At 74.5% G+C, this 16,886-nt stretch carries 15 protein-coding genes; 7 read left to right on the forward strand and 8 right to left on the reverse strand.

The window, feature by feature from the left end; all coding sequences use genetic code 11:
* The first annotated feature begins 81 nt into the window (after positions 1–81).
* The 7 genes from O7602_RS11600 to O7602_RS11630 all read left to right on the forward strand — a co-directional run bounded on the left by O7602_RS11600 (position 82) and on the right by O7602_RS11630 (position 8,391).
* Positions 82–1,155 carry an ABC transporter ATP-binding protein gene (locus O7602_RS11600; RefSeq protein WP_281588651.1) on the forward strand — a complete coding sequence of 358 codons (1,074 nt, stop codon included), beginning with the start codon at positions 82–84 and terminating at the stop codon, positions 1,153–1,155.
* Positions 1,152–2,936, forward strand: a complete 1,785-nt coding sequence (locus O7602_RS11605; RefSeq protein ID WP_281588653.1) for an iron ABC transporter permease — start codon at positions 1,152–1,154, stop codon at positions 2,934–2,936. Before O7602_RS11600 ends, O7602_RS11605 begins: the two co-directional genes overlap by 4 nt.
* On the forward strand, positions 2,924–3,763 hold the full coding sequence (locus O7602_RS11610) for a creatininase family protein (RefSeq protein WP_281588655.1): 840 nt from the start codon (positions 2,924–2,926) through the stop codon (positions 3,761–3,763). The genes O7602_RS11605 and O7602_RS11610 overlap by 13 nt, the downstream gene beginning before the upstream one ends.
* Complete coding sequence (locus tag O7602_RS11615; protein ID WP_281588657.1) at positions 3,760–4,731, forward strand: amidohydrolase family protein; 972 nt, start codon at positions 3,760–3,762, stop codon at positions 4,729–4,731. Before O7602_RS11610 ends, O7602_RS11615 begins: the two co-directional genes overlap by 4 nt.
* Entirely contained in the window at positions 4,728–6,179 is a 1,452-nt protein-coding gene (locus tag O7602_RS11620) for a lyase family protein (RefSeq protein WP_281588659.1), read from the forward strand. The genes O7602_RS11615 and O7602_RS11620 overlap by 4 nt, the downstream gene beginning before the upstream one ends.
* On the forward strand, positions 6,176–7,096 hold the full coding sequence (locus O7602_RS11625) for an ROK family protein (RefSeq protein ID WP_281588661.1): 921 nt from the start codon (positions 6,176–6,178) through the stop codon (positions 7,094–7,096). Before O7602_RS11620 ends, O7602_RS11625 begins: the two co-directional genes overlap by 4 nt.
* Before the next feature lie 260 nt (positions 7,097–7,356).
* Positions 7,357–8,391, forward strand: a complete 1,035-nt coding sequence (locus tag O7602_RS11630) for a hypothetical protein (protein WP_281588662.1) — start codon at positions 7,357–7,359, stop codon at positions 8,389–8,391.
* 55 nt (positions 8,392–8,446) lie between these two features.
* Here O7602_RS11630 and O7602_RS11635 read toward each other — a convergent pair whose 3' ends face one another.
* The 8 genes from O7602_RS11635 to O7602_RS11670 all read right to left on the reverse strand — a co-directional run bounded on the left by O7602_RS11635 (position 8,447) and on the right by O7602_RS11670 (position 16,886).
* Positions 8,447–10,273 (reverse strand): AfsR/SARP family transcriptional regulator, encoded by a 1,827-nt coding sequence (locus O7602_RS11635; protein WP_281588664.1) that lies wholly within the window; start codon positions 10,271–10,273, stop codon positions 8,447–8,449.
* Positions 10,274–10,372: 99 nt separating this feature from the next.
* Positions 10,373–11,329: a Gfo/Idh/MocA family oxidoreductase gene (locus tag O7602_RS11640; protein ID WP_281588666.1), complete on the reverse strand. Its 957-nt coding sequence runs from the start codon at positions 11,327–11,329 to the stop codon at positions 10,373–10,375.
* Positions 11,326–12,168: an inositol monophosphatase family protein gene (locus tag O7602_RS11645; protein ID WP_281588667.1), complete on the reverse strand. Its 843-nt coding sequence runs from the start codon at positions 12,166–12,168 to the stop codon at positions 11,326–11,328. Before O7602_RS11645 ends, O7602_RS11640 begins: the two co-directional genes overlap by 4 nt.
* Positions 12,165–12,698, reverse strand: a complete 534-nt coding sequence (locus O7602_RS11650; protein WP_281588669.1) for a flavin reductase family protein — start codon at positions 12,696–12,698, stop codon at positions 12,165–12,167. Before O7602_RS11650 ends, O7602_RS11645 begins: the two co-directional genes overlap by 4 nt.
* On the reverse strand, positions 12,698–14,197 hold the full coding sequence (locus O7602_RS11655) for an amino acid adenylation domain-containing protein (RefSeq protein ID WP_281588670.1): 1,500 nt from the start codon (positions 14,195–14,197) through the stop codon (positions 12,698–12,700). The genes O7602_RS11650 and O7602_RS11655 overlap by 1 nt, the downstream gene beginning before the upstream one ends.
* A 91-nt stretch (positions 14,198–14,288) precedes the next feature.
* Positions 14,289–15,350 (reverse strand): acyl-CoA dehydrogenase family protein, encoded by a 1,062-nt coding sequence (locus tag O7602_RS11660; protein WP_281588672.1) that lies wholly within the window; start codon positions 15,348–15,350, stop codon positions 14,289–14,291.
* 127 nt (positions 15,351–15,477) lie between these two features.
* A complete protein-coding gene (locus tag O7602_RS11665) occupies positions 15,478–16,635 on the reverse strand; it encodes an acyl-CoA dehydrogenase family protein (RefSeq protein WP_281588674.1) in 1,158 nt (385 codons plus the stop codon).
* On the reverse strand, positions 16,632–16,886 hold the full coding sequence (locus tag O7602_RS11670) for a phosphopantetheine-binding protein (RefSeq protein ID WP_281588676.1): 255 nt from the start codon (positions 16,884–16,886) through the stop codon (positions 16,632–16,634). The genes O7602_RS11665 and O7602_RS11670 overlap by 4 nt, the downstream gene beginning before the upstream one ends.

A 16,886-nucleotide genomic window follows, 5' to 3' on the forward strand; every position in this document is an offset into this window, starting at 1 on the left:
CCCGGCGTACCGCCGTCGCCTCCCGAACCGCCCCCACCCGTCACCGGTCGGACCCGGTTACCGGACGCAAGGAGAGACATCATGATCGATGTCACGCTGGAGTCGGTGAGCAAGCGCTTCCCACGCGCCGGCGACACCGCGGCGGTCGACGACGTCGACCTGCGCATCGGCGCGGGGGAGTTCTTCACCCTGCTCGGCCCGAGCGGCTGCGGCAAGACCACCACCCTGCGCATGGTGGCCGGCTTCTACTTCCCCAGCTCGGGCCGGATCCGCTTCGGCGCCGAGGACGTCACCAACCGGCCGCCGAACAAGCGCGACACCGGCATGGTGTTCCAGAACTACGCGCTCTTCCCGCACATGAGCGTCGCCCAGAACGTGGCGTACGGCCTGAAGATCCGCAAGGTCGGCCGGGCCGACGCCAAGCGGCGGGTCGACGAGGTGCTCGGCGAGGTCCACCTGGGCGGCTACGGTGACCGGCGGATCGACCAGCTCTCCGGCGGCCAGCAGCAGCGCGTCGCGCTGGCCCGGGCGCTGGTGATCCGGCCCCGCACGCTGCTGCTCGACGAACCCCTGTCCAACCTCGACGCCAAGCTGCGCGAGGAGACCCGGGTCGAGATCCGCCGCATCCAGAAGGACTCCGGCACCACCGCGCTCTACGTCACGCACGACCAGTCCGAGGCGATGGCCATGTCCGACCGGATCGCGGTGATGGAGTCCGGGCGGGTCCGGCAGGTCGGCACGCCGCAGGAGATCTACCACCGGCCGGCCACCTCGTTCGTGGCCCGGTTCATCGGCCGCAGCAACGTGCTCAGCCTGCCGGTGGTGAGCGCCGGACCGGACACGGTGACCGTGGCGCTACCAGGCGGCTGGCAGGTCCCGGTCGCCGCGCCCGCCGAGCACGGGCTCCGCGAGGGCGCCACCGCCCTGGTGTCGGTACGCCCCGAGCACATCACGCTCGGCCCGCCCACCGACGACGGCATCCTCAGCGGCCGGGTGACCGAGCTGGAGTTCACCGGCATGGCCACCAACCTGCTCGTCGACGTGGGCGGCGAGGCGGTCCAGGTGGCCGCGATCGACGTGCCGGGCGGGCTGGCCGTGGGCGACCAGGTCGGGCTGCGGCTGCCGCCGGAGCGGATGTGGGTGGTGAGTGCATGAGCACCATCCCCGCGACCCCGAGCGCGGCCACCGTCCCGCCGGTCACCGAGGACCCCACGCCCCCGGGCGGCCGGCGCTTCCGCCGCCCGACGATCGGCGCCAACTCGCGCTGGTTCCCGTACGTCCTGGTGTTCCCGCTGGTGCTGATCCTCTTCGGCTACGTGGTGCAGCCGATGCTCGCCACGTTCGGCGAGAGCGTCGGGGTGGACGGGCCGGACAACTGGTCCCGCTTCCTCACCGGCGACGGGGTGGCCCGCTCCGCGCTGCTCACCTCGCTGCTGATCTCCGCCGCCAGCGTGCTGCTCTGCGGCATCGTCGGCGTCGCCATGGCGTTCCTGCTCAAGCGGTTCTCCTTCCCCGGCCGCCGGCTGATCGAGGCGATCATCCTGGTGCCGGCGGCGCTGCCGCCGCTGATCGGGGCGATCTCGTTCCAGCTCCTCTACAGCGAGACCGGCATCCTGCCGCGCGCGCTGCAACAGCTCTTCGGCACGGAGAACCCGGTGCTGCCGTTCAGCGGCATCGCCGGCGTGCTCGTGGTGCACACGTTCACCATGTATCCGTTCTTCTATCTGGCCGCGTCCGCCGCGCTGACCGGCATGGACCCGTCGGTGGAGGAGGCCGCCTACAACCTGGGCGCGGGCCGGGTGCGGGTGTGGCGCACCGTGCTGCTGCCGATGCTCACCCCGGCGTTGGTCTCCGCCTCGCTGCTGGTCTTCATGACGTCGCTGGCGTCGTACACCGCTCCGTTGCTGTTCGGGGTGGACCGCACCATGACCATGCAGATCTACATCAACCGCACCAACGGTGACCTGCCGATGGCCTCGACCTACGCGTCGGTGCTGGCCGTGGTGTCGGTGCTGTTCCTGCTCGGCATGCGCTGGTACGAGGGGCGGCGCAGCTACCGCTCCCAGTCGAAGGGCGTCGCCAGTCACCGCCGCGAGCTGACCAACCCGTTCGCCCGCTGGCTGGCGCTGGCCGCCTCGCTGCTCGCCGTCGTGGTGTTGCTCGCCCCGGTGGCGACCATCGCGCTGGTGGCGTTCTCGCAGGACGGCTCGTGGACCACCGAGGTCATCCCGTCCGGCTACACCACGCAGAACTTCACCACCATCTTCTCCGACCCGGGGGCCTACCGGCCGATCGTCAACTCGCTCCAGATGAGCCTGCTCGCCACGCTCGGCTGCGTCGTGGTCGGCGTGCTCATCGCGTACGCGGTGCGCCGGCTGGACTTCCGCGGGCGTGGCCTGCTCGACGTGGCGGTCATGCTGGCATGGGCGCTGCCCGGCACGGTGGTCGCGATCAACCTGATCTCGGCGTTCAGCACCGGCAACGCGTTCAGCTTCGGCCAGGTGCTGATCGGCACCTTCTGGATCATGCCGCTGGCGTACTTCGTGCGGTTCCTGCCGCTGGTGTTCCGGTCCAGCTCGGCCACGCTTGCGCAGCTCGACCCGTCGCTGGAGGAGGCCGCCCGCAACCTCGGCGCGTCCTGGTGGCGGGCGTTCGGCACGGTCACGCTGCGGCTGATGCTGCCGGGCGTGCTGGCCGGCGCGCTGCTCGCGTTCGTCAACGGCGTCGGGGAGTTCGTCGCCTCGGTGCTGATCTACACCTCGGAGACCGCGCCGATCTCGGTGGAGATCAACAACCGGATGTACTCGTTCGAGGTCGGCACCGCCGCCGCGTACGGCATGCTCCAGGTGGTGTTGATCTTCGTGGTGATGGTGATCTCCGGCCGGCTCCAGAGCGGCGGCCGGGCGGCCCGGGAGGCAGTGAAATGGACCGCGTGACGAACCTCTGGCCGGCCGGCGGTGGGCTGCTGCCCGCCGCCGGGATCCCCGGCGGCGAACTCGCCGCGGTCGTCGCGGCGGCCGACTTCGCGGTGCTGCCGGTCGGCGCGGTCGAGTGGCACGGACCGCACCTGCCGCTCGGCGCCGACCTCATCCTCGCCGAGGGCTTCGCCTCCGAGAGCGCCGCGCCCGGCCCCGGCCCGCGCGGCGTGCTGTTCCCGCCGGTGGCCTACGCGGCCTGCCCCGGGCAGACCCGGCCCTGGCCGGGGACGGTGGCGATCCGACCGGAGATCGCGGTCGGCTACCTCGCCGACGTGATCGAGGGCATCGTGGCCGCCGGCTTCCCCCGCCTGCTCGTGGTCAACGGCCACGACGCCAACATGTCCACCGTCCGGGCCGCGATGGAGTGGGTCTCCGGGCGGCGCACCGCGAGCCTGCTGCTGGTCAACTGGTTCCAGTTGGTCACCCCGGCGGAGACCGGCGAGCTGTACGGCGACGTGATCGCTCGCGGACACGGTGGCGCGTACGAGACGTCCGGAGTGCTCGGCTTCGCGCCGGAGACGGTACGCCTGGACGCCGCCACCGACCTGCCGCCGCGCCCGAAGCTGCCGGTGACCCACCCGTACGTGCTCGTCGAGTCCCGGCCCGACCCGTGGCAGGGCTGGTCCGGGCACGTCTCGCGGGCCACCGAGGAGGCCGGCCGCACGGTGCGCGCCACGGCCGGCGAGCGGCTGCGCGAGATCGTCACCGCCTGGGTGGCCGCCCCGATGCCGGCCCCGCCCACCGCCGACCCGCTGCCCGACACATCGGGTGAGGAGCGCGCATGACCGTCGACCGGGGGCTTGACGTCGTCGACTTCCACATGCACTTCCGCATCGGCGCCGACGAGACGATCCACGCCTGCGAGGAGGCCGCCGGGATGCACCCGGGCGGCGCACCCGAGCGCGCGGTGCGGGCCGCCGGGTCCGCGCCGTACTCCCGGCAGTGGCGCCGGGCCTGGAGCTTCCCCGACCCGGAGCCGCCCGCCGAGCGCTGGGAGGACGAGGCGGACCGGTGGGCCGAGGAACTGCGCGCGGCGCGGGTGCGCCGGGCGGTCTTCGTCACCGGCGGCGGCAACGACGCGCTCGCCGACGTCGTCGACCGGCACCCGGACCTGCTGCTCGGCTTCGCCCACCACGACCCGTACGGCCCGGACGCCGCCGCCGAGCTGGACCGCGCGGTCACCGAGCGCGGGCTGCGCGGGTTGAAGCTGTTCGCGCCGCTGCTGCGCGGCCCGCTCGACCACACCGACCTCGACCCGCTCTGGGCCACCGCCCAGCGCCTCGGCGTCCCGGTTCTGATCCACATCGGTCACTACGGCAGCGCCGGCGGCCTGCCCGTGGGCCGGTACGGCGGTCCGGACGAGCTGGTCCGGATGGCCCGGCGCTTCCCCGAGCTGGCCGTGGTGGTGCCGCACTTCGGCGTCCAGCACGTGCAGGAGCTGTCCTTCGCCGCCTGGGGCTGCCCGAACATCCACATCGACACGTCCGGCTCGAACCAGTGGGTGCGCTGGATGCCGTACAAGCTCACGCTCGAGGACCTGTTCCGCCGCTGCTACGAGACGATCGGGCCGCAGCGCATCGTCTACGGCAGCGACTCGTCCTGGTTCCCGCGCGGCTACGTCACCCGCTACCTCGACGACCAGCTCCGCGTCTGCCACGAGCTGGGCCTGCCCGAGGACCACCTGCGCGCGATCTTCGCCGGGAACGCCGAGCGGCTGCTCGGCCCGACCGCGAACCGGAAGGAAACCCGATGAGCACGCTGACCACCTACCAGCGCAACCACCTGGCGCCGACGTACGACCACCACGTCGGGCACCTCTACCCGGCGATGGTGCGCGCCAGCCAGGCGCACGTGGTGATGCTTACCGAACAGCGGCTGATCCCGGCCGAGCGCGGCGCCCGCCTGCTGCGCGGGCTGGCCGAGCTGCGCGCCGACACCACCGCCCCGCCGGCGTACGACGGCAGCTTCGAGGACACGTACTACCTGCTGGAGAAGCGGCTCGCGGCGGCGTGCGGCATCCCCACCTCCGAGCTGGACGTGCAGCTCGCCCGCAGCCGCAACGACCTGGACGCCGGCGTGTTCCGGATGCTGCTGCGCGACCAGCTCGTCGAGGTGCTCCAGCGGGTGCTTGACACCGGCCGCGCCGCGCTGGACCAGGCCGACAGGTACGCCGACGTGGTCATCACCGGCTACACCCACCGCCGGCCGGCCCAGCCCACCACCATCGGGCACGCGCTCGCCGGCTACGCCGAGGCGCTCGCCGGCCAGGCCGCCACCTACGCCGACGTGATCGACCAACTCAACGTCTCGCCGCTCGGCTCGTGCGCGTTCGCCGGCACCGACCTGGACATCTCCCCGGCCCGGCTGGCCGAGCTGCTCGGCTTCGCCGGCCTGGTCACCAACTCGTACGAGGCGGTCGCCGGCGCCGACCACCTGGTCCGGGTCGGCACGATCAACGCGCGGGCGCTCGCCACCGGCGCGCGGCTGGCCCGCACGCTCATGGACTGGCTGAGCTGGCAGTGGGTCACCACCCCGGGCGACTTCACCCAGGGCAGCAGCATCATGCCGCAGAAGCGCAATCCGGTGGTGCTGGAACACCTGGTCTCCTACGCCGGGCAGGCCGCGGCGGACGCCGCCTCGGTGCTCAACAACGTGGGCGCCGCCTGGTGGGAGGACTCCAATAACGCCACCACCGACGTGCAGGTGCGGCTCTGGGAGAGCAACGAGCGGGCGGAACGCTTCTTCGCGCTCGTCGGTGGCTTCCTCGCCGAGATCGCGCCGCTGAACCCGCCCAGCCGGGAGGAGATCGTCGCCTCCGGCGCCACCACCACGGCCGCGGCGGACGCGCTGACCCGCCACGGCGTACCGTTCCGGGCCGCGCACTCGCTCGTCGGGCGGCTGGTCCGGGCCGGCGGGCCGGACACCTGGACCGCCGAGGGCGTACGCGCCGCCGCCGCCGACACCACCGGTGAGCTGGACGACGCGGCGGTGGCCGACCTGATCGCCGCCGCCGTCCGGCCGGAGCTGGTGCTCCAGCGGGCGCAGGCCGACGGGCCGGGCGCCGCCGCGGTCCGCGCCCAGGTGGGCGTGCTGCGGTCCGCGCTGGACCCGGTCGCGGACCGGCTGGCCGGGGTACGCGACCTGCTGCGCCGGGCGGATGAGGAACTGGACGCCGTCGCCGCCGAGATTTCGATCCGGTGAGCGTGCGGCTGTCCGGCCCGCCGGCCGCCGACACGCGCGGCGCGGGACTGCTGCTCGGCATCGACTTCGGCGGCACGAAGATGGCGGTCGGGGTGGCCGACGCCGACGGCCGGCTGCTGGCCCACCGCCGGGTACCGACCCACGCCGAGCAGGGCGCGCCGCAGGCGCTGGCCCGGGCGCTGTCGCTCGCCGGTGACCTGGTCGCCGAGGTCGGCGGCCCGCTCGCCGCCGCCGGGGTGGCCTCGCCCGGCGTGGTCCGCCCGGACGGCATCGACCTGGCGCCGAACGTGCCCGGCTGGGAGCGGCTGCGCCTGGCCGACGCGGTCGGCGAGGCGCTGGACGTGCCCCGGGTCGCGGTGGACAACGACCTGAACGCCGCCGCCCTGGCCGAGCTGCGGCTGGGCGACCTGCGCGGCGTCGACCCCGGCCTGGTGGTGGGGATCGGCACCGGCATCGCGGCGGCCGTCACGGTGGGCGGCGCGGTGCTGCCCGGCCACCGGGGCGCGGCCGGCGAGATCGGGTACGCGGTGGCCGGCGCGCCCTGGCCGGGGACGATGCTGGAGCTGGACTTCTCCGGCCGGGCGCTGGACCGGCTCGCCGCCGACCTCGGCGTGCCGGACGGGGCGGCCGGGCTCACCGCCGCCGCCGAGCGGCCCGGCGCGGCCCGCGACGCGCTCGCCGCCCGGGTCGACGAGGCGGCCCGCGCGCTGGCGACCTGCTGCCTGCTGCTCGACCCGCAGCGGATCGTGCTGGTCGGCGGCGTGACGCGCAGCGCGTTGATCCGGCGGATGCTCGTCGACCGGCTGACCGAGGCCCTGCCGCACCCGCCCGACGTGGTGCGGTCCCGCTTCGCCGACGACGCCGCGTTGTACGGCGCGCTGGCCCTGGCGCGGGACACGGTGCCGGTGCCGCGTTGACCGGGTCGGTGTCAAGTGCGTCACATTTCTGACACAGAACATGTCCGCCGCTGGACCCGGGATCCGTTGCGCGACAACGGATCCCACCAGGTGACACCCGGGTGCCGGGCCGGTGCGGAGGCCGGTCGGGCACGCACCGGAACGGCTCCGGCACCGCCGGTGAAGAGTGATCGAACTTCGGCGAGCGTCAGTTTGCAGCCGTCATTACGCTGCGGGTGGTTGATCGCCGGAACCACGGACGACAGGTGGAAGAACCTCAGATGAGTGACAATCACCCTCCCTACGGAGGTTATCCGGACCCGAACGCCGGAGCGTGGGGCAACCAGCCCGACCCCAACGCCCCGTACGGCCAGCAGCCCGCCTCCGGCGCCCCCTACGGCACGCCGCCCGCCTCGGGCGCGCCGTACGGCCAGCAGCCGGCGTCGGGTGCGCCCTACGGCACGCCGCCCGCCTCCGGTGCGCCGTACGGCGCGCAGCCGGGGTCCGGCGCGCCGTTCGGCGCGCAGGCCGGCGCGCCGTACCCGGGCCAGCCCGGCTACCCGGGGCAGCCGGCGCCGTTCGCGCCGGCCCCGCCGCCCGGCCGGTCGAAGAAGGGTCTGATCGTCGGCCTCGCCGCCGGAGCGGTGACGTTGACGCTGCTCTGCTGCGGTGGTGGGCTCGCCTACGTCGCGTTCGGCGGGGACGACAAGGACGACCCGACGCCCGTCGCGTCCGGCAGCACCACCCCGGGGCCGGACGGCTCGACGCCGGCCCCCACCGAGTCGGCGCCGGAGTCGACCGGGCCGGAGGAGCCGTCCAGCAACGACGCGCTGACCGCCCGCTACTCGAGCGAGATGTCCGCCGTGTGCGAGGGCGGCTCGATCCTCAACGCCGCCCCGTACACCGGGCCGTCGAACGCCAAGGCGTACGTCTTCTCCAACGCCCCGGACCGGCCGACGTACTGGTCGCAGAAGTCGTTCAGCTCGGACAAGCGCTACTACGTCAAGTCGGCGGACTTCGCCAGCGCGTCGGTGATCGGCTGCCTGAAGGTGGTCGACGGCAGCGAGGGCACGCCGAAGAAGTGCCAGTACAAGGCCACCGACGGCAAGATCGTCACGGTCGACTACATCTCCTCCCGCTACACGCTGACGTTCCACGCCGCCAAGACCGGCGAGAAGATCGGCGACGGCGGCACGGTCACCGCGCCCACCGCCCGCTGCCCCAGCTTCATCTCCTACAACAAGACGACGATGAAGTCGTACGCGGCGCCGGACAGCGGCACCATCGAGGCGGCGCTCGACCGCTTCCTGAAGTAGACGAGTGTTAACCGGGGGCCCCGCCTATACGCAAGCGTTAAGCGGGGCCCCTTCCTTACACGCACTCGTTGGCGAAGATGCGCAGCAGCTCCGGCAGGTGGAAGCGTTGGCCGGACCCGGAGTCGACCGGCAGCAGCATGTTGTGGTGGACCAGGTGCTCGACCAGCCGGTTGGCCTGCTGCCGGGGCAGGCGCAGGATCTCCACCGCGCTGGTCGCGGTGATCAGCGCGTCGGCGGCGGCCAGCGCGCGCAGCGCCCGGCGGGCGTCCACGTCCAGCCCCCGGTAGCTGACCGAGAGACTGTCCCGCACCGAGATGTCGCCGACGACCAGCTCCGCGAGCCGGTGCTCCTCGTCCTCCAGGTGCTCGGCGAAGCCGGACAGCGCCCCGTCCGGCTGGGCGACCAGCCGGCTGCCGACGATCCGCAACGCCAGCGGCAACTGGTCGCAGGCGTCGGCGATCCGGCCGAACACCTCCGGCTGGTCCCGGACCCGGCCCTCGCCGGCGATCGCCGCCAGCAGCTCCACCGCCTCGGCCCGGTCCAGCGCGCCGAGCGTCAGCCGCCAGCCGACGTCCAGGTCCAGCAGGCGCTGCCGGCTGTTGACCAGCACCAGGCTGCGGCCCGCGCCCGGTAGCAACGGGCGTACCTGCTGCGCGCAGTCGACGTCGTCGATGATGAGCAGCAGGCGACGACCGGCGAGCGCGCAGCGCAGCACGGCGGCCCGCTCCCGGAGGTCGTCGGAGATGTCCGTCAGCGGCACGCCCAGCTCGACCAGCAGCTCCCGGATCAGCTCGCCGCTGCCGCGGGCCGGCTCCCCGCCACCGTCGAAGCTGACGAAGAGCTGCCCGTCGGGAAAGAGATCGGCCAGTTCGTAGCCGCTGGACACGGAGAAGGAGGACTTGCCGACCCCCGGCGCGCCGGAGACGAGCACCACGCCGGCGTGCTCGTCCGCGCCGGTCGGATCCGCGATCCCCTCGGCGATGGCGCGGAGCTGGCTGGCCGTGGTGTCCCGACCGACCAGGGCCGGCGGCTTCATCGGCAGCGCCTGCCGGCCGCCGGGCGGGGCGGGCGGCGGCGCGGCGGGACCGGGGCCGGCCACCACGGCCGGCCAGCCGGACGGTGGCCGGATCGCGGCCGAGTCGGCGTCCAGCGCGACGCGCAGCGCGCCCTGGAGCGTGGGACCGGGTTCGACGCCGAGTTCGTCGACGATGCCGCGCCGGGCCTGCTGGTACGCGGCCAGCGCCTCGGCGACGCGCCCCTCGAGTGTCAACGCGACGACGAGTTGCGCCTGCCGCTGTTCGTCGAGGGGTTCCTCGGTCACCATCCGGCGCAGCGCCGGGATGACCCGGGCCGGCTGGCCCAGCCGCAGCCGCAGGTCGGTCAGCTCGGTGGTCATCTCCCGGTGCTGCTCCCGCAGGGCGGTGACGGTGGCGTCCAGTTCGGTGCCGAGTTCCGGCAGGTCCTCCAGCGGATGGCCGCGCCACAGCTCGATCGCCCGCTCGAACAGGTCGGCGGCGTCCTCCGGCCGGTCCTCCCGGGCGGCCCGGCGCGCGTCGTCGGCGAGCCGGGTGAACCGGAGCAGGTCCAGCTCGTGCTCGTCGACCCGCAGGTGGTAGCCGGGGCCGTCGTGGACCAGCCGGTCGGCCGAGTCGCCGCCGCGGTCGAGCGACTGCCGCAGCCGGTGCACGTACGTGCGGAGGTTGCGGACCGCCGACGCGGGCGGCGCGTCCGGCCAGAGGCCGTCGACCAGCCGGGAGGTGGACACGGTGCGACCCGGGCTGAGCAGCAGCACGGCGAGCAGGAGGCGTGGTTTCGTGCCGGTCAGGGTGATCACGCGGTGGTCCGCAGACAGGGTCAGCGGACCGAGAACACTGAACTGCATGGGTTTGGTCCCTCGCTCCGCGGTACCGTCCACAGTGTTGTGGCGGCTTATTTCCCACCTTCGGCTAGGGAATAACCTGCCCCCAGATGATGAAAGGACTCACCGAACGGCGCTCACGTCGTGGCCCACGGTGAGCTGGGCCGTCGCCAGGTGCGCCGCGTCGAGCACGGCGACCGCGTCCGCCACCCCGGCCCCCGCGGACCGGCCGGTGCGGACCAGCTCGGCGAAGTCCTCCGCCTGGCGGGCCAGCGCCGCGTACATGGTGGCGTCGCCGTCGGCCGGGTCGAGGAACATCAGCCGTTGGTGGCCCCGGGTGCCGAAGACCTCCACCGTGGCCATGTCCCCGCCCGGGAAGTGCCGGCCGAGCGAGACGAGCGCGGTGCCGCCGGCGGCGAGGCCGAGCAACGCCTGCGCGCTGTCCACGTCGTGTCCGCGTACCGCCGGGTCGGTGACCGGCCCGGCCGGCTGCGCCGCGACGCGGACGATGTCCTGCCCGGTCAGCCAGCGGATCTGGTCGAACTCGTGCACGCCCATGTCCACGAAGATCCCGCCGCTGCCGGTGCGGAACGCCGCCGCGGGCGGCTCGCCGTCCCACTGCGACGCCGCCACGAACAGCACCTCACCGAGGTCGCCGCCGGCGATCCGCTCGCGTAGTCGCCGCAGCTCGGGCACGTACCGTCGCCAGTAGGCGACCTGGAACCCGATGCCGGCGGCGGCGGCCACCCGCCCGGCCTCCGCGGCCTCGGCCGCGTCCAGCCCCGCCGGCTTCTCGCACAGCACCGGCACCCCCGCCTTCGCGGCGGCGGCGACCAGCTCGCCGTGCCGGCCGGTGGGCGCGGTCACCAGCAGCCCGTCCGGCACGGTCTCGGCGAGCAGATCCGACACACTCGGGTACGCCCGCAGCCCGGCGGCGGTGACCGCCGCGCGCGCCGCCGGCACCGGATCGACCACGTGGCCGATCCGGACCGTCCGGTTGCCGGCCAGCGCCGCCATGTGGTGCCGGCCCATCCGGCCCGCGCCCACGAGCGCCAGCCGGAACTCGTCATTCCTGGTCATCGTCGTTCCCCTTCCTCGTCGGTGCCCTCCGGGCCGGTACGGTCCGGTCCCAGCCAGTCGGCGAGCGCCTCCACCACGGCCGGCGCGCCGGTGGCGAAGACGGTCGTCCGGTCCCGGCGCCACCGCCGGCTCACCCCGCCGCCGGCCTCGACCAGCGCGGTGCCCGCGGCGATGTCCCACGGGGCCGGGTCGAAGCTGACGAACGCGTCCAGCTCGCCGGTGGCCACCGAGGCGAGGTCACACACCGTGGAGCCGGAGTTGCGCAGGTCGGCGACGCGCGGCGCGAGGTCGACCAGCGCCTGGTAGGCCCGCCGCCGGGGGGCGGGCGCGTTGGGCACCGCGAACGCCACCAGCGCGTGCCCCGGCGTCGCCTCCCGGTTGACCGCCACCGGGGCGTCGCCGTCGTGCGGGCCGTCGCCGTCGAGCACCAGGAAGGCGCCGCTGGCCGGTTGCAGGACGGTGGCCGCGACCACCCGGCCGTCGCCGTCGCCCACGTCGCAACCGGCCGCCACGGCCACGCTCACCGCGTACCGGCTCGCGCCGTGGCTGAAGTTCAACGTGCCGTCCAGCGGGTCGACGATCCACCGCAGGCCGGAGCAACCGGCGCTGAGCCCGGACTCCTCGGCCAGCACGGCGTCCTGCGGGCGGTCCCGGGCCAGCAGGTCGAGGATGGCACGTTCGCTCGCGTGATCCGCGGTGGTCACCGGATCCTGGGCCGCGCCACCCTTGTAGGCGGTCCGGAAACCGTGGTGGCGTGTCTGGCGGATCGCGTCCGCGCCGGCCCGGGCCGCGCGCAGGCTGAGATGGCGCAGGTCGCCGGGGGCGCCGCCGACGCTCATCGCGCCACCTCCGCTTCCCGCAGGTCGGCGACCTGCGCGTAGTGGCCGTCCACGAAGAGCAGCGGCGGCGCGGACCGGAGCAGGCCGGCGGCGCGGACGGTCCCGATCAGCACGGCGTGGTCACCGACCGGCTCGGCCGACACCGCCTCGCACCCGAAGTACGCCACCCCGTCGGTCAGCCGGGGGCAGCCGGTCGCCCGCTCCGCGTCGTACGCGACACCCGCGAAACCCTCGGCGCCGGTCGGTCGGCCCCGGCTGGCGAACCAGGCGGCGTCCTCGCGCTGGTCGTCGGCGAGCACGGTGACCGCGAACCGGCCGGTCCGCTGGACCGCGCCGAGCAACCGGCAGTCCCGCCGCAGGCAGACCAGCAGCATCCGGGGGGACAGGGACACCGTGGTGAACGAGTTGACGGTCATCCCGAGCGGCCCGTCGGGTCCGACCGCCGTGGTCACCGCCACTCCGGTGGCGAACCGCCCGGCGACGGACCGGAACGCCAGTTGCTGCTCGTCCGCTTCGCTGATCCCGGTCATCACCGTTCTCCTCTCGTCCCGCCGGCCCCGTCGCCGACCAGGGCGGCGGTGCGGCGTCGGTCGGTCTTGCCGTTGCCGTTCGTGGGCAACGCGGCCACGTGGTGGATCCGGGCCGGCGCCATGTAGCCGGGCAACCGGTCGGCGCAGCGGCGGGCCAGCTCGGCGGCGATCCCGGCGGCGCCGGTGTAGACCGCCTGGAGGGTGACGGCGTCGCCCTCACCGAGCGCCAGCACCACCGCGTCCTCCACGCCGGGGTGGCCGCGCAGCACCATCTCGATCTCGCCCAGCTCGATCCGGTAGCCGCGCAGCTTCACCTGGTCGTCGAGGCGTCCGTGGTGCACGAGCGTGCCGTGCTCGCGGCGGACCCGGTCGCCCGTGCGGTAGTACCGCTGCCCGGCGTGCGTGACGAACCGGCCCTCGTCGTCCGCCGGGTCGAGGTAGCCGGCGAAGCGCTGCGGCCCCCGGACGCACAGCTCGCCGTCGTCGCCGCCGGTGCCGCCGTCCTCGTCGCGCAGGATCGCGTCGAGGGTGTCGTACACGTCGCCGATCGGCACGGTGCCGTTCGAGGTCGCCGGCCAGTCCGCCGGGTCGGCCGGCAGCCGGTGGGCGGCGCAGGTCACGGTCAGCTCGGTGGGGCCGTAGAGGTTCTCCACCACGCTGTTCGGCGCCGCCGCCGCCCAGGCCCGCGCCGCCTCGTGCGTGAGCTGCTCACCGGCGAACAGGCTGTGCCGCAGGCCGGGCATGACGCCGGGGGAGAGCATCCGCATCCGGCGGGCCAGCGACACCACCGAGGGCACCGAGAACCAGTGGGTGATGCGCCGCTCGTTGACGAACCGCACCGGCGTCAGCACCTCGTCCGGCTGCGGCACCACGAGCGTCGCGCCGCCGCCCCAGGCGACGAACATGTCGAACACCGACGGGTCGAAGGTCAGGTCGAAGGTCTGCGACAGCCGGTCGCCCGGGCCGACCGGGTAGCGGTCGAGGCAGTGGGCGAGGTAGGCGTCGACGTTGCGGTGCCGGATCGGCACACCCTTGGGCCGCCCGGTCGACCCGGACGTGAACAGCAGGTACGCCACGTCGTCCGGACCGCTCGCCGGCTCCGGCGCCGGTCCGGCCGGCGCGTCGTCGAGCCGTACCGTGGCGGCGCCGCCCGCGACCCCGGCCGCGACCTGCGCGCCGGCGGCGTCCACCACCACGGCGTCCACCCCGGCGTCGCGGCACAGCCCGGCGTTGCGGGCGGTCGGGAACGCCGGGTTGAGCGGCACCACGACGGCGCCGGCCCGCAGCGCGGCCAGATAACCGGCGTACGCGGGCAGGCTGCGGGCGGCCAGCAGGCCGACCGCCCGGGGACGCCGCCCCACCTCGGCGTGGATCCGTCCGGCGAGGCCGCCGGCCAGGTCGTGCAGCCGGCGGTACGTCACCGACTGCCCGTCGACCTCCAACGCGACCGCCTCGGGCGCGCGCTCCACACTCCGCTGGAACCACTTGTAGAGACTCACGGCGGTACTCCCTTCCTCGTGCTGTCGGCCTTCCTCGTGCGGTCGGTGCGGTCGGCGTTGTCGGTGCTGCCGGCGCGGTTGGCGTCGTCGGTCAGCGCCCGGCGTCGACAAGTTCGTCGGCGTGGTCGGCGATGCCGGCGAGCATTGCGCCGGTGGCACCGCCGGCGATGCCGAACATGGCCGCCTCGGTGCGCAGGTGCGCCTCGCCGCCGTCGCGGAAGGCGTCCGCGCCGCGCAGGTGCACGGCCTCGGCGGCGACCCGCTCGACCGTCTCGGCGGCGGTGATCTTGAGAAGCATGCCGGTCACCGGGGACGGGACGGCGTCCGGCGCGGCCAGCGGCGGCGCGCACAGCGCGTCGAGCTGCCGGACCGCCACCAGGCAGCGGGCGTACCGCTCCCGGATCGCCGGGCGGTCCCACAGCGTCCCCTCGCCGGCCGGCCGGCCGCGCAGCCAGTCGCGCAGGCCGGCGAGCATCCGGTGGCACATCGCCCGCGCCCACAGCGCGCTCGCCAGCCGCTCCACGCCGGCCTGCCGGGCGAAGCCGGCAAGCGCCCGGCCGGGGCGGCCCACCACGGCGTCCGGGTCGAGCGCGACGGCGGCGAACCGCAGGTGACCGGTGCCGGCGCCGGCGAACGCCCGCCCGGCGGAGGAGACCGTCACGCCCGGCGCGGCGGCCGGGGTGAGCAGCCAGCAGAAGCTGGTGAAGTGGCGCGCCTCGCGGTGCCGGGCGAGCACCAGCGCCGCGTCGCACGTCGTCGCGTTGGTGATCCAGGTCTTCCCGCCGTCCAGGGTGGCCGTGCCCTCGCCCAGCTTCACCCGGGTGGTGGCGTCGAGCAGGTCCGAGCCGGACCCGGCGGCGTCGGTGACGGCGAGCGCCACCACGGTCTCGCCGCGCAACATGCCACGGCGCGCGGTCTCCGCCGGCCCACCGGCGCCGGCCAGCAGCGGCAGTACGGTGGCGACCTGGACGCAGACCGACAGCGTCACGCCCAGCGGGCAGTGGGCGTCCAGTTCGGTGAGCAGCGCCGACAGCCGAACCGGGTCCGGCTGCTCGCCGTCCGGGTAGAGGGCCGCGGTGACGCCGCCGGCGCCGAGTGCCCGCCACACGGCGCGCGGGTCGGCGACGTCCACGCCGGCCAGGGCCACGCGCACCCGCGCGGCATGGTTCCCGGCCGGCGTCGCGGACGCCTTCGTCGGCGTCGGCGTCGGCGTCAGGGGCGTCGGCGTCGCGGCCCTCGGCGTCGGCGTCGGCGTCGCGGCCCTCGGCGTCGGCGTCGGCTCAGGCAAGACGCACCGCCTGGTCGCGCAGCGCCAGCGCCCCGTTCGCCAGCCGCAGCCGGTCGTTGGCGTAGTTCAGCGACGCCGAGCGCAGGTCCCGGAACGTGCGCTCCAGGGCCAGCGGCGAGTCGGTCAGGTAGCCGTGACGCAGCCCGGACAGCTCGACCAGTTCGTCGGCGGCGGCGAACGACTCCTCCGCCGCGCGGATCTTCAACGTGTTGAGCAGGAGTTGCACCGGCGCCGCGGACATGTCCGGCGCGTCGGCGACCACCGAGACGGTGTGCCGCAGCAACGCGTGCGCCGCGTCCAGCCGGATGCGGATCCCGGCCAGCCGCAGCAGCACCAGCTCCGAGGAGGGGTTGAACTGTCGCCGGCCCGCCTCGCCGCGCGCGTGCCGCAGCAACCGCTCGTACGCCCCGGCCGCCGTGCCGAGCCAGGCGGCGGCCCAGCCGACGTGCGCCAGCGGCGCGAAGACCGTGGTGGCGATCTCCCGGAACCCGCCGTGCTCGCCGACGACCTGCCACTGCGGCACCGCGCCGCGCAGTCGCATCGGCACGCTGTGGGTGGCCCGCATGCCCAGCGGACGCCACCCGCCGGTCACCTCGACCTCAAGTTGGTCGCGGGCGGCGTAGACCAGGTCCACCTGGGACGCCGACTCGGCGCCCGGCGCGCGAGTGGTGATGAGGAAGGCGTCCGCGTACGGGCCGCCGGTCACGATCGGCGCCTGGCGGTCGACGCACAGCATCTCGCCGTCGTGTGCCAGGGCCGACTCGGCGGTCAGCAGGTGACCGCCCTTGCCGGCCTCGGTGGTGACCGAGCCGAGATACCGCTCGCCCCGGGCCACCGCCGGCAGCACCTCGGTCCGCAGCTTCTCCCCGCCGAAGGCGGTGATCGCGGCGACCTGCTGGCAGTGCATGGCGAAGACCATCGCCACCGACATGTCCACCCGGCCCAGCGCCAGCGTGACGTCGACCAGGTCGGACAGCGTGCCGCCGGCGCCGCCCTCGGCGGTCGGGACGAGCAGCCCCAACAGCCCGGTACGCCGCATGGCCGCGAGCGCCTCGGTGGGGAACGTGGCGTTCTCGTCCGACTGGCGCGCGTGCGCCGCCGCCACCTCGGACACGGTCTCGACGGCCGGGGCCCACCCGGCGGCGGTCATCGGGTACCACCGCCCACGGGGGTCCGCAGCTCCTCGATCACGCCCCACAGCCCGCCCGCGGTGGCGAACGTGGAGTCGACGAGCTTGTCGTCCGGCACGGCCACCCCGAACGTCTCCTCGATGGCGAAGAGCAGCTCGATCTCGCGCATCGAGTCCAGGCCCAGGTCGCGCAGCCGCGCCTCCTCGGTGATCTCGTCCGGGCCGGCGAACTTGAGGAACGGCCGCAGCAACTCGGTGAATTCGGCGTTCAT

Source organism: Micromonospora sp. WMMD1128 (assembly GCF_027497235.1).
GTDB lineage: Bacteria > Actinomycetota > Actinomycetes > Mycobacteriales > Micromonosporaceae > Micromonospora.

Excerpts from the sequence above, each read along its gene's own strand:
- O7602_RS11610 (WP_281588655.1), top strand. The coding sequence starts at position 2,924 with ATGGACCGCGTGACGAACCTCTGGCCGGCCGGCGGTGGGCTGCTGCCC.
- O7602_RS11605 (WP_281588653.1), top strand. The coding sequence starts at position 1,152 with ATGAGCACCATCCCCGCGACCCCGAGCGCGGCCACCGTCCCGCCGGTC.
- O7602_RS11620 (WP_281588659.1), top strand. The coding sequence starts at position 4,728 with ATGAGCACGCTGACCACCTACCAGCGCAACCACCTGGCGCCGACGTAC.
- O7602_RS11645 (WP_281588667.1), bottom strand. The coding sequence starts at position 12,168 with ATGAGCGTCGGCGGCGCCCCCGGCGACCTGCGCCATCTCAGCCTGCGC.
- O7602_RS11600 (WP_281588651.1), top strand. The coding sequence starts at position 82 with ATGATCGATGTCACGCTGGAGTCGGTGAGCAAGCGCTTCCCACGCGCC.
- O7602_RS11670 (WP_281588676.1), bottom strand. The coding sequence starts at position 16,886 with ATGAACGCCGAATTCACCGAGTTGCTGCGGCCGTTCCTCAAGTTCGCC.
- O7602_RS11665 (WP_281588674.1), bottom strand. The coding sequence starts at position 16,635 with ATGACCGCCGCCGGGTGGGCCCCGGCCGTCGAGACCGTGTCCGAGGTG.
- O7602_RS11635 (WP_281588664.1), bottom strand. The coding sequence starts at position 10,273 with ATGCAGTTCAGTGTTCTCGGTCCGCTGACCCTGTCTGCGGACCACCGC.
- O7602_RS11650 (WP_281588669.1), bottom strand. The coding sequence starts at position 12,698 with ATGACCGGGATCAGCGAAGCGGACGAGCAGCAACTGGCGTTCCGGTCC.
- O7602_RS11615 (WP_281588657.1), top strand. The coding sequence starts at position 3,760 with ATGACCGTCGACCGGGGGCTTGACGTCGTCGACTTCCACATGCACTTC.
- O7602_RS11630 (WP_281588662.1), top strand. The coding sequence starts at position 7,357 with ATGAGTGACAATCACCCTCCCTACGGAGGTTATCCGGACCCGAACGCC.
- O7602_RS11640 (WP_281588666.1), bottom strand. The coding sequence starts at position 11,329 with ATGACCAGGAATGACGAGTTCCGGCTGGCGCTCGTGGGCGCGGGCCGG.